General features: G+C 69.4%; 8 protein-coding genes. 5 read left to right on the forward strand and 3 right to left on the reverse strand.

Translation table 11 applies throughout. From position 1 onward, the window contains the following. Positions 1–115: 115 nt before the first annotated feature. From ACFVYN_RS32395 to ACFVYN_RS32415, 5 genes are all read left to right on the forward strand, one after another. Positions 116–1,426 carry an ABC transporter substrate-binding protein gene (locus tag ACFVYN_RS32395; protein ID WP_390005090.1) on the forward strand — a complete coding sequence of 437 codons (1,311 nt, stop codon included), beginning with the start codon at positions 116–118 and terminating at the stop codon, positions 1,424–1,426. A gap of 395 nt (positions 1,427–1,821) precedes the next feature. Beyond that, positions 1,822–2,778 carry a carbohydrate ABC transporter permease gene (locus tag ACFVYN_RS32400; protein WP_390005092.1) on the forward strand — a complete coding sequence of 319 codons (957 nt, stop codon included), beginning with the start codon at positions 1,822–1,824 and terminating at the stop codon, positions 2,776–2,778. Further along, a complete protein-coding gene (locus ACFVYN_RS32405) occupies positions 2,775–3,629 on the forward strand; it encodes a carbohydrate ABC transporter permease (protein ID WP_390005095.1) in 855 nt (284 codons plus the stop codon). Before ACFVYN_RS32400 ends, ACFVYN_RS32405 begins: the two co-directional genes overlap by 4 nt. A gap of 56 nt (positions 3,630–3,685) precedes the next feature. Continuing rightward, entirely contained in the window at positions 3,686–6,280 is a 2,595-nt protein-coding gene (locus ACFVYN_RS32410) for a CBM35 domain-containing protein (protein ID WP_390005097.1), read from the forward strand. Positions 6,281–6,445: 165 nt separating this feature from the next. Continuing rightward, positions 6,446–7,237 carry an IclR family transcriptional regulator gene (locus ACFVYN_RS32415; protein WP_390005099.1) on the forward strand — a complete coding sequence of 264 codons (792 nt, stop codon included), beginning with the start codon at positions 6,446–6,448 and terminating at the stop codon, positions 7,235–7,237. Positions 7,238–7,244: 7 nt separating this feature from the next. Here the strand turns inward: ACFVYN_RS32415 and ACFVYN_RS32420 are convergent, their stop codons facing one another. The 3 genes from ACFVYN_RS32420 to ACFVYN_RS32430 form a co-directional block, all read right to left on the reverse strand. Further along, on the reverse strand, positions 7,245–9,683 hold the full coding sequence (locus ACFVYN_RS32420; protein WP_390005102.1) for an FAD-dependent oxidoreductase: 2,439 nt from the start codon (positions 9,681–9,683) through the stop codon (positions 7,245–7,247). Between the two features lie 866 nt (positions 9,684–10,549). Beyond that, positions 10,550–11,032 carry a hypothetical protein gene (locus ACFVYN_RS32425; protein WP_390005104.1) on the reverse strand — a complete coding sequence of 161 codons (483 nt, stop codon included), beginning with the start codon at positions 11,030–11,032 and terminating at the stop codon, positions 10,550–10,552. Between the two features lie 136 nt (positions 11,033–11,168). Beyond that, positions 11,169–12,137 carry an ABC transporter substrate-binding protein gene (locus ACFVYN_RS32430; protein WP_390005107.1) on the reverse strand — a complete coding sequence of 323 codons (969 nt, stop codon included), beginning with the start codon at positions 12,135–12,137 and terminating at the stop codon, positions 11,169–11,171. Positions 12,138–12,161 lie beyond the last annotated feature (24 nt).

Consider the following 12,161-nt stretch of genomic DNA (forward strand, 5'->3'; position numbering starts at 1 on the left):
GGCACCTGGCCTCACGCCCCCGACAGTCGCCCGCCCTCCGCCGTTCCGCACCGCACACCCACCGCAGCACCGCCTCACCCTCACCCTCACCCTCCGTACGACCAAGGATCCCGCCATGAGAAGAGCCCTCTCCGTCCTCGCCACCGCCTGTGTCATCGGGCTGACCGCCACCGCGTGCAGCGACAGCACCGCCGGCGGCAGCGGCGCCGCACCCACCGGGTCGGTCGACGCCACCGCCTCCCTGAAGGGCGTCACGCTCACGATGTGGGTCGCCCAGAACAGCGTCGCCGAGCCCAAGCAGGCCATCGAGGCGTTCGAGAAGGCCACCGGGGCCAAGATCTCCACCGAGGTGATCCCCGACCCGTACGAGTCGAACGTGCCGACCAAGCTCGCCTCGGGCACCAAGCCGGACCTGATGTTCTGGCAGCCCACGGGCAGCACACTGCCGTTCATCCAGCCGGCGCAGAACCTGCTCCAGCTCGACAAGGAGGACTGGGTCTCCAAGCTCGGCAAGACGGAGCAGAGCCTCGGCCAGGTCGACGGCCACCGCTACGCCGCCATCGTCACCAGCCCCGCGGTGCTCGGCGTCTACTACAACAAGGCCGTCTTCAAGAAGGCCGGCATCACGAAGATGCCCACCAGCTACGACGAGTTGCTCGCCGACGCGAAGACCATCAAGGAGAAGGCGGGCGTGGCCCCCTTCTTCGAGGTCGGCGGCGACAAGTGGCCGCTGCAGTGGCAGGTGCAGCTCCAGATGACGGACCTGCCGCAGACGTTCTGGGACAGCCTCAACAAGAACAAGGACTCCTGGACGAACAAGACCATCGTCGACGCCATCACCAAGTACAAGACGAAGGTCCTCGACGGCGGTCTCGCGCAGAAGAACTACAAGACCGCGACCTTCGTCGACCAGGGCAAGGCGATCATGGACGGCAGCGCCGCGATGGCCGTCAACGTCACCTCGCTCCAGTCCGAGATCCAGGCGACCGCCAGCACCGCCGACATCGACGCGAAGCTGGGCTGGTTCCCGCTCTCCAACAGCGCCCCCAAGGCGGAGTACTCGCCCGACCAGACCAACGGCGTGGTCGCCTTCAACACCGGTGACGACAAGCGTCAGAACGCCGCCCGGCAGTTCCTGTCCTTCTGGCTCGGCAAGGACTACCCGGCCTACATCAAGGCCAACAAGCTCGTCTCGGTGCAGCCGTCCGTGCCCAACCCCGCCGGGCTGCCGCAGACCGCCGTCGCCCAGGCCGAGGCGCTCTCCACCGCCACCGGGGTCTTCCAGGTCAAGGCGCTGACCGCGCCCGACATGCACCTCGCCCTCGCCGACATGATCTACGGCAAGAAGAGCCCGAAGCAGGTCGCCCAGGCCGCCGAGGACCAGTTCGACCAGGTCCTCAAGGCCCGCGGCGTCTCCGGCTTCTGACCGGCACCACGCTCTGGCGGGTGCCTTGCGGGACGCACCGGCGGCAGCGGGCCCGGCGGACGAGCTCCAACCGCTCGGGCGGACTGTGCTCCTCAGCCGCCTCGTCGCCGGGCGTCCCGGAGCGGAAGGCGTCTCGGAGCGGAAGGCGTCCCCGAGCGGAAGGCGTCTCGGAGCGGGAGGCGTCCCGGAGCGGAAGGCGTCCCCGAGCGGAAGGCGTCTCGGCATCCTCCGCTCCGCGTCCAGGCGCACCGCACCGCACCGCACCCCGCTCGGACCGGCCCGCCTCCCTCGCGGCGCCGGTCGGAGCGGCCCCGGTCCCAGGACACCCTCAGCCAGCCCCATCCCCGGGCCGCCCGTCGGCGGCGAGCCCGGGGTCCCGTACCGGAGGTTGAATCGTGGCGGAAACAGCCACCCTCGGCGTCGGTGACGCCACGCGCACGCAGGAAACGGACCGGGCCGCGCGTCCCGGCCGGCGCGGACGGTCCCGTCGCGGGGCCAGCCAGCCGTGGTGGTTCGCGGTGCCCGCGCTCGCCGTGTTCGGGGTGTTCTTCCTGCTGCCGAACCTGCTGAACTTCGTCTACCCGTTCACCGACTGGTCGGCGTTCCACCCGCAGATCGGCTTCGTGGGTTTCTCGAACTTCTCCACGATCCTGCACGACGGGTCGATGGTCCGGGACATCCGCATCACCCTGGAGTACGCGGTCCTCGTGGCCGTCTTCCAGAACGGCTTCGGTCTCGGGCTCGCCCTGCTCCTGGAGCGCGACACCCGCTTCAACCGCTTCTTCCGCGCGGTGTTCTTCCTGCCGGTGCTGATCTCCGCCCTGGCGGTGGGCTACATCTTCCGGGCCCTGCTCGCCCAGGACGGGGCGCTCAACAGCGTGTTGTCCTCGCTCGCGGGTCACCCCGTCGACACACCCTGGCTCGGCTCGACCACCTGGACGCTGGTCGTCGTCACGCTCATCCACGGCTGGAAGTGGATGGGCCTGGCCATGCTGATCTATCTGGCGGGACTGAAGAGCATGCCCGGTGACGTGCTGGAGGCGGCCCGGATCGACGGGGCCGGTGGCTGGCGGACCTTCTGGTCGATCAGGTTCCCGCTGCTGGCACCGGCGGTGACGTTCAACGTGACCACCGCGCTGATCGGCTCCATGAACACCTTCGACATCGTCCAGGCCACCACCGCGGGCGGACCGGGCAGCGAGACCGAGGTGTTCAACATCTACATGTTCCGCATCTTCGGTCAGGGGCTCTACGCACAGGCCTCCGCGATGAGCCTGGTGCTGTTCCTCATCGTCGTCGTCCTCGCCGTGCCCGTCATCGTCGGTCTGCGCCGCAGGGAGAACAACCAGTGACCACCGTCGGCGCGTTCGCGCCCGTCCACCGGCGCCCGTGGCGCTGGGTCCAGCCCGTCGTCGTGCTGCTGATCGCCGCCGTGACCATCGGCATCCCGCTGTGGCTGGTTGCGGTCACCTCGGTCAAGCCGCAGGCCGAGGCCATCAAGCCCAACCTGTCCCTGCCCCACCACGCCCAGGCCGCCGCGAACTACCAACAGACCTTCGACGAGGGCAAGATCGTCCAGGGCTTCGTCAACAGCCTTCTGGTGGTGGCCCCCTCGGTCGTCCTGGTCCTGCTGCTCGGGGCCGGTGCCGCCTGGGTGTTCGCCCGCCGCAAGGGGCGGCTGGTCAACGCCCTGTACGCGCTGAGCATCAGCGGACTGCTGCTGCCGCCCGCGGTGATCACCATCGTGATGGAGCTGCGCCAGCTCGGCCTGGCCGGCACCCGGCCCGGCATGATCGGCGTCTACGCCGGGATGTACCTGTCGACGTCGATCTTCTTCATGACCGGGTTCATCCGCGCGCTCCCCGAGGAGTTGGAGGAGGCGGCGCGCACGGACGGAGCCGGTCCGGTGCGGGTCTTCTGGCGCATCATCCTGCCGCTGCTGCGGCCGGTCATCGCCACCGCGACGATCATGGTGATGCTGTTCGCCTGGAGCGACATCTTCTACGCCTTCTTCGTCCTCGGCGGAGGAGACAGGGCGACCCTGCCGCTCAACCTCTACCAGGTCGCCAGCGCCCAGCTGTACCTCAACAACTGGCATCTGATCTTCGCCTACGTCGTGATGATGAGCCTCCCCATGGTGCTCGTCTTCGTCATCGCCCAGCGCCGCATCGTCTCCGGCATCACCAGCGGCGCCGTCAAGTAACCCACCCCCGAAGCCGTCCGAGCCTCCCGCAACGGTGCGGGAGGAGGAGGTCCGTCATGCCTCGTACGCCAGCCATACCCCCTACATCCACCCTGCCCGGCAACCCCCGCAGAACCCGGCGCCTCGTCGGCCTCGTCGGCACGGCGGCCGTGTCCGCACTCGTCGGCTCCTTCCTCGCCTCACCCGCCGCCGAGGCCGCCGCCCCGCAGCTCAAGGTCGACCTGGGCACCACCACCGGCGCGGTCATGCACGGTGCCAACGGCGCCCTGTACGGCCTCAGTGACGACGGGGTTCCCGGGGACAGCGTGGTCGCGCCCCTGCATCTGAAGACGATCGCCCAGAAGGCGCCGGACGGGGCCCAGCACCCCAACGGCGACGCGCTGGTCGTCCAGTCCCAGTTCGCGCGTACGGGTGGCGGCGACAACCTGATCTACATGCAGGACGTCTACGCCAACTGGCCTTACGAGAGCAACGGGTTGAGCGACTACCTGGCCAAGGTCGACACCATGGTCCGCAAGGTGGCGGCCCGTCCGGACGCCTCCGCGTTCGTGTGGGTGCCGTTCAACGAGCCGGACGGCAACTGGTACACCGGGCTGGGCAGTTCGGACGCCGCGACCTACGCGAAGGCACTGAGCAGCTTCGAGAGCGACTGGGCGACCGTCTACCACAAGATCAGGTCGATCATCCCGAACGCCCGGATCGCCGGCCCCAACGAGACCCACTACGACCCCCACGTCATGGGCGACTTCTACCCGTGGGCGAAGGCCAACGACGTCCTGCCGGACGTCACCACCTGGCACGAGCTGGACCCCGGTTCCCTGGCGCACTTCGAGTCCACCCTCGCCGCCTACCGGACCCTGGAGACCAAGACGGGCATCAGCCCCCGGCCGGTCAACATCAACGAGTACGCCGACCGCCGCGACCTGTCCGTGCCGGGACAGATGGTCCAGTGGATGTCGATGTTCGAGCGGAACAAGGTCGACGCCGACCTCGCGTACTGGGACATCGCCGGGAACCTGGACGACAACGTCGCCCAGACCAACATCCCGAACGGCAACTGGTGGCTGATGCGCTGGTACGCGGGCCTGAGCGGCAAGACCGCCAAGGTGACCCCGCCGCAGCCCAACACCACCGACACGCTCCAGGGCATCGCCTCCCTCGACACCGGCCGCAAGCAGGCCCAGGTGCTCCTCGGCGGCGGCACCTCCGGCTCGGCCGACACCGTGATCCAGCACATCCCGGCCTCCTTCGGCCGCAAGGTCGACGTCTCGGTCGAGCGCACCGCCTGGAGCGGTTACGAGGGCGGCGCGCCCGCGCCCCGGGTCCTGGCCCGCGGCACCTACAAGGTGGCCGCCGACGGCAGCATCACCGTGCCGCTGACCGGCCTCGACCCGATGTCGGCCTACCGCGTCACCGTCAACCCGGCAGGCAAGGACGCGCCCGCCCGGGCCTCCGTCCCCTGGTCGGCGTCGTACGAGGCCGAGAACGCCGCCATCACCGGCGGCACGGTCTACACCCAGGGCTCGGTGTCCAACGCCTACGGCTACGCCACCTCGGGCACCAAGGACGTCGGCAGCCTCAACCAGCCGACCAGCAAGGTCGCCTTCACGGTGGACGTCCCCACCACGGGCACCTACGACCTCGACGTCTTCTACGGCAACCAGTCCGGCGGCCCGGCGACCCAGACCCTCACCGTGGACGGCGCCGCCGCCCAGACCGTCACCTACGGGCCGACCCTGAACTGGACCTACCGCTCGACCGCCCGCGCCTCGGTGTCCCTGACCGCGGGCAGCCACACGATCGCCCTGGCCAAGGGCACGAACGAGGTCACCCTCGACAAGGTCGACCTCACCGCCGCCTCCAGCGCGGAGACCCTCTACCCGGCCGCCTACACCGACGTCACCGGCACGCCCGGCTACGGCTACTCCGCGTCCGGCATCACCGGCGCCGGTTCCCTGACCCTGGACCGCGCGGACTCGGCGATCTTCGACGTGTACGCCCCGACCGACGGCTACTACACGGTCCGCACCGACTACTCCGCCCACGGCACCGGCACGCTCTCCCTGGACGGCGCCACCGCCGTGAAGCTGACCTCCACCGGCGGCAAGCCCACCACCAGGACCTCACGGCTGTACCTGTCGGCGGGCAACAACCGCGTCACCGCCGCCGCGCCGGGCGCCGCCACGCTGACCCTGCGCGACCTCCGCGTCGCCGCGAGCGCCGACACCACGGGCGTGACCTCCTACCAGGCCGAGGACGCCACCCTCGCCGGGACCGCCGTGGTCACCTCGGACACCTGGGCCTCCGGCGGCAAGTACGTCGGCTACATCGGCAACGGCGCGGACAACACGCTCACCTTCAAGGTCAGCGCGGCGAGTGCCGGGCGCTACGTCATGAACGTCCGCTACGCCAACAACGAGGTCGCCGGCTCCGGGAACTACAACACCAACGTGGTCTCCCGCGCGGCCCGGATCAGCGTCAACGGAACCGACCGGACGGTCATGTTCCGCAACAACTACAGCTGGAACAACTACTGGGAGCTGCCCGTGCCGGTGACCCTCTCCGCGGGCACCAACACCGTCACCCTGGCCAACGCCACGGCGTACGCGCCCAACGTCGACCGGATCACGGTCGCGCCGCTCACCCGCTGACGGCCGCTCGCCGTGGGGGGGGCCGGGGGGGGCCCCCGCCCCCCCCCCCCCCCCCCCCCCCTCACCCGGGCCCCCCCCCCCCCCCGCGCCGGCCCCGCCGGGGGGGGGGCCCGGGCCCCCCCCCCCGCCCCCCCCACGGCCGACCTGTTCGCATATGGTTCCGCCATGAGCAACAACGGCACCGAGTCCGGGGGCGCGTCCGGCGGCGGGGTGCAGTCCGTCGACCGGGCCGTCACCGTGCTGGAGATCCTCGCCCAGCGCGGCGAGGCAGGCGTCAGTGAAGTCGCCGAGGCGATCGACGTCCACAAGTCCACCGCGTTCCGTCTGCTCGGCGCGCTGGAGGCGCACGGGATGGTCGAGCAGGAGGGCGAGCGCGGGAAGTACCGGCTCGGCTTCGGCATCGTGCGGCTGGCCGGCGCGGTGACCGGGCGCATCGACGTCACCAAGTACGGCCGCGGGATCTGCGAGCGCCTCGCCGACCAACTGGGCGAGACGATGAACATCGCGGTCCTGGAGTCCCACCATGTGATCAACCTCGACCAGGTGCGCGGCCGGTCCGCCATCACCGCGCAGAACTGGGTCGGCCGGCTGACGCCGATGCACTGCACGTCCAGCGGCAAGGTCCTGCTGGCCCATCTCACGGACAAGCGCCGGGCGGAGCTCGTCGCCACGGCCGGTCTCGAACGGATGACGGCCCGCACCCTGACCTCCCCCGAGACGCTGGAGGCGGAGCTGGTCCGGGTCCGCGAGCAGGGCTACGCCATGACGGTCGAGGAGTACGAGGAGGGCCTCAACGCCATGGCGGCGCCGGTGCGTTCCGGCGACGGCAAGGTCGTCGCCGCCCTCACCGCCTCGGGTCCCGCCTTCCGTCTCACCGAGGAGCGGATGCACGAGCTGGCACCCGTGCTGGTGGCGGCCGCCGACGAACTCAGCCGCCGCCTCGGCCACCTGGGCTGACGCCCGCTCATCCCCGGAGCCGGGACATCGCCGGGTCGAACAGCGGCTCCTCGGCCACGACCGCCTCCACCCGCCGGTCGAAGTAGCCGATGTGCAGCGCCCGGCCGGGCACCGCGAGCTCCGCCGGCAGCCAGGCGTAGGCGATGCCCTTGCCGATGGTGTGGCCGAAGGCCGCGCTGGTGACGTAGCCGACCGCGCGCTGTCCGTCGTACACCGGCTCCTTGCCCATGACGACGGACCGCGGGTCCTCGATGGTCAGGCAGGTCAGCTTCCGCCGTACGTCGGCCCTGCGGCGCTCCAGTGCCGCCTTGCCGACGAAGTCCTCCTTGTCGGCCTTGACGGCGAAGGCGACCCCGGCCTCGTAGGGGTCGTGCTCGTAGGTCATGTCGGTGCCGAAGGAGCGGTACCCCTTCTCCAGGCGGAGGGTGTTGAAGGCGCCCCGGCCTGCGGCGATCCCGCCCAGCGGCCGGGCCGCCCGCCACAGCGTGTCCCACAGCTTCTGGCCGAGGTCGGCGGTGGTGTACAGCTCCCAGCCGAGCTCGCCGACGTACGACAGGCGCATGGCCGTCACCGGGACTGACCCGATGTGGGCGCGCTTGGCGCGGAAGTACTTCAGGCCGGTCGCCGAGAAGTCCTCGTCCGTGAGCGGCTGGAGGACGTCCCGGGCCAGCGGTCCCCACAGGCCGATGCAGCAGGTGCCGGGGGTGATGTCCCGGACCTGGACCGTGCCGTCGGCGGGCAGGTGGCGGGTGAACCAGTCGAGGTCGAGGTTGCCGTTGGCGCCGGCCTGGAAGAGGCCGGGGGCCAGCCGCGCGACGGTGATGTCGCTGCGGATGCCCCCGTCGTCGTCAAGGAGCAAGGTGTACGTCACCGAGCCGACGGACTTGGCGACCTTGCCGGTGCACAGCCGCTCCAGGAAGTCGGCCGCTCCCCGTCCGCTCACCTCCAGGCGCTTGAGGGCCGTCATGTCGTACATGGCGACGGTCTCGCGGGTGGCCTGGGCCTCGGCGCCGACGATGGGCGACCAGTACCGCGCGGCCCAGTCGTCGGGGGTGACGATCGAACGGCCTTCCACCAGGTGCGCGTTGGCCTCGTACCAGTGCGGCCGCTCCCAGCCGTTCGCCTCCAGGAAGAAGGCGCCCAGCTCCTGCTGGCGGGCGTGGAAGGGGCTGGTGCGGATCGGGCGGGGATCGCCGGAGGGCTGGAGCGGGTGGAGGATGTCGTAGACCTCGACGAAGTTCTGGCAGTCGCGGGCCAGTACGTACTCCGGCGCGAGCTGGTGCGGTTCGAAGCGGTTGACGTCGCACTCGTGGAGGTCGAAGGAGGAGCAGTGGCCGTCGACCAGCCACTCGGCGACGGCCCGGCCGACGCCGGCGGAGTGGGTGACCCAGACGGCCTCGGCGACCCAGAAGCCCTTGACGTCCGGGGACTCGCCGAGGAGGGGCAGGCCGTCGGTCGTGAAGGAGAACAGGCCGTTGATGCCCTCCTCGACCTTGGCCTCGCGGGTCGCGGGGAGCAGTGACTGGGTCTCGGTCCAGGCGTCCGCGAAGTCGTCCTCGGTGAACTTCAGGACCGACGGCATCCCGTCGGCCTCGTCGACGGAGAGGATCTCGTCGGCGGTGATGGGCATGGGACGGTGGCCGTAGTAGCCGATGCCGAGGGTGTCGTGGCGGTCGCGGTAGTAGAGGTCGGCGTCCTGGTGACGCAGGATCGGGCGCACCGCCTCCTCGGTCTGGCCCGCGAGCGCCGGGACCGGTCCGGTCCAGGCGAGCTGGTGACCCAGCGGGGTGAGCGGGAGGTTCATGCCGGCCATGCGGGCGATCCTCGGGCCCCAGATGCCGGCGCAGCACACGACGATGTCGGCCTGCAGATCGCCCTGGTCGGTGCGGACGCCTGTCACTTCACCGTCGGCCTGGAGGACGTCGAGGACCTCGTGGCGGGCCAGGAAGGTCACTCCGCGCTCGGTGGCGCGGCGGATCTGCGCCTCGACGGCGAGGACGGCCTTGGCGAGGCCGTCGGTCGGGATGTGCAGGCCGGCCAGGACCCGGTCGCGGTTGACCAGGGGGTGCAGGTCGACGCACTCGTCGGCGGTCACGATCCGCGACTCCACGCCCCAGGAGGTGAGCCAGCCGTGCCGGCGGTGGAGTTCGGTGACGCGTTCCGGTGTGGTCGCCACCTCCAGGCCGCCGACCTGGAGGAAGCAGGGCTGTCCGTCCACGTCGAGGGAGCAGAACTTCTCGACGGTGTAGCGGGCCAGCTCGGTCATGGTCTTGGAGGAGTTGGCCTGGAAGACGAGGCCCGGGGCGTGCGAGGACGATCCGCCGGTGGCCGGGAGCGGGCCCTGGTCGACGACGGTCACCTCGGTCCAGCCGCGCGCGGAGATCTCGTCGGCCAGTGCCGCGCCGACGACGCCCGCTCCGATGATGACCACTCGGGGTCCCGCCATCGCCGCACCTCCGGTTAAGTTGCTTTGTACGCAACACGATTCAGGCTGCGCAACTCAATGTGCCCGCCGCGGGGAGGGGGTGTCAAGGGTTCCGTGACGCCGGAGAACGGCGTCGGAGAAGGGTGCTGAACACGGCGGTGCCCGGCGGACTGTGCGCACGGTCGCCCCCGCCCGCCGGGCATGTCCCACCGTGTTGGCGACTCTGCGTTGGCGACTCTGCGCCGCGTGACGTCACTTCTGTTGAGTGATCTTGGTCGGGTGGGGGTGGGGTCCCGGCTTCGTGGCACGTGGTCACGTAGCCGGGAAGGTTTCCTCGTGCGATCGAGGAGGCCGGTGCGAGGGAGTTCGCCGGCTCCGGGGCAAGGGGGTGACGGAGCGGTCCTGGCGCTGTCCGGCTCCGGCTGTGGGCAGCCGTGTCGGACCTCAAAGCCTCTCGACAGCCACGCAGGGAGCAACGTCGGGCACCGCCGGCGGCGATCGCACCGACAACAACGGCCTTGTGGAACCGGCACCTGGGCAGGGAGGGTGGCAGCGGGTGGTGTCGACGCGGGCCTTGGCGTGGAACGCGGAGAGGACGTGGCCTGCCGCGCGGGTGCGGTTGCAGGGGGTGGCTGCGAAGGTGAGCCAGGCAGCGGTCGTGGTCGGCGTCCCCGACGGCAGTTGAGCGAACGCGGGGTCTTCCAGGTAGGCCTGCCCCTCAGGCACGCCCCCCTCGCCGCACCGTGGACTGGACTTGGCGTACATGTCCTGAGCTGAACCGCCCACCGGAACGGGCCCGGCGTCGACGGATCTCGCACCCCGCCGAACAACCGGGCCGGCCCACACCACAGGCGTCTTACTGCGCGCGCCGCGCAGTGAATCCAGGATCAGTCATGGAAAGGGCAGTCCTTGATGATGAAGAATGCCTTTCCGGGCTGATCCACACCAAGCTTCGCCTGGTCACCAGGCCTCGAACTGCCGATGACGAGGTCCGCACCCGTGAACTTCGAGGTTTTGGAGTGCCACAGGAGCCGGCCACCGGAATACTGGTAGAACCGCACATCACCGTTCTTTGCGACCTGTACATACGCAGACGGGCCGCTGAGGTGCCCGCTGGCCGCATACATCGTACAGGTCAGGGACTTGTAGGTCATGTAAATGTTGTAGGACTTCCCGACGCAGAACTTGGCCTTCCTGTTCGAGGGGCCATCGGTGATGCACTGTCCTGCCTTCAACTTGCTTCCATTGACCAGTCGGTTGCTTGCCGCCGCATTGGCGGGACTGGCCACACCCAGGGCAACCGCGGCCGCGGTTGCGAGGACGGCCGCGTTACGAGCGGACCGAGAACCGATTTTGAAAATGCGCACCAAGACGTAATCCTCCCCGGGGACGAATGAATTCAGGTTCTGCTTTGCGGCGTGTCATTCCGGACAAGATCCTACTCCGGAGGCACGTTCATCACGCATCCCCGAAATGCTTTTGCCACAGCTTGGCAATTCATAGTTCCTACTTGAGCCAGGCGTCGACCCTGCCCTTGTTGGCCTCGACCCACTTCTTGGCCGCCGCGTCGGCCGTCATCTTGTCCTGGGCGATGTACTCGGCGACCTGGTTCTGGTCGTCGTTCGTCCAGTTGAAGTTCTTCACCAGCTTGTAGGCGGGGCTGCCCGACTTGGCGAACTTCGCGCTGACGATCTTGTTGAGGTTGTAAACGGGATAGTCGCAGGCGACCTTCGCCAGGTCGGCGTCACAGCCGGTCGTGTACTTCGGCAGCGAGACCTTCTTCAGCGGGACCTCGGACAGGAACCACTGCGGCTCGTAGAAGTAGCCGATCACCCACTGCTTGTTCTTCTCGGCGGTGCGGAAGGCCTGGATGAGTGCTGTCTCGCTGCCCGCGTACACCACCTTGAAGTTCAGCTTCAGGTTCTTCACCAGCGCCTCGTCGTTGGTGTTGTACGACGGGTCGCCGTCGAGGAGCTGGCCCTTGCCGCCCGACTCGGAGGTCTTGAACTCCGACGCGTACTTGTTGAGGTTCTTCCACTCGAGGATGTCGGGGTGCGCCTTGGCCAGCCACGGCGGCACGTACCAGCCGATGAGCCCCTTGTTGCCGGTCTGGCCGGCGTCCACGGCGGTCTTCTGCTGGTCGATGTACTTCTTCACCAGGTCGGGGTGGCCCCAGTTCTCCAGGATCGCGTCGACCTCGCCGGTGCCGAAGCCCTGCCAGGCGATCTCTTCCTTGAGATTCTTCTTGGTGACCGTGCAGCCGAGGTTGTGCTGCGCGACATACGCGACGACCGCCGCGTCGGCCTCGTAGCCCACCCAGGGGTTGACCGCGAGGTTGAACGTGCCGCACTTGCCGGAGCTTCCCGCGTCGTTGGAACCCGAGGAGGTGTCGCCGACTTTCGCCCCGCCGCACGCCGTGAGGGTGAGGCCGAGGACGGCCAGGCCGGCCGCGCCGGCTCGCCAGTGTCTTGCCATGATGTCGTGCTCCTTATGGGTTCG

Origin of the sequence: Streptomyces sp. NPDC058307 (assembly GCF_042880295.1) — a bacterium.
Classification (GTDB): Bacteria; Actinomycetota; Actinomycetes; order Streptomycetales; family Streptomycetaceae; genus Streptomyces.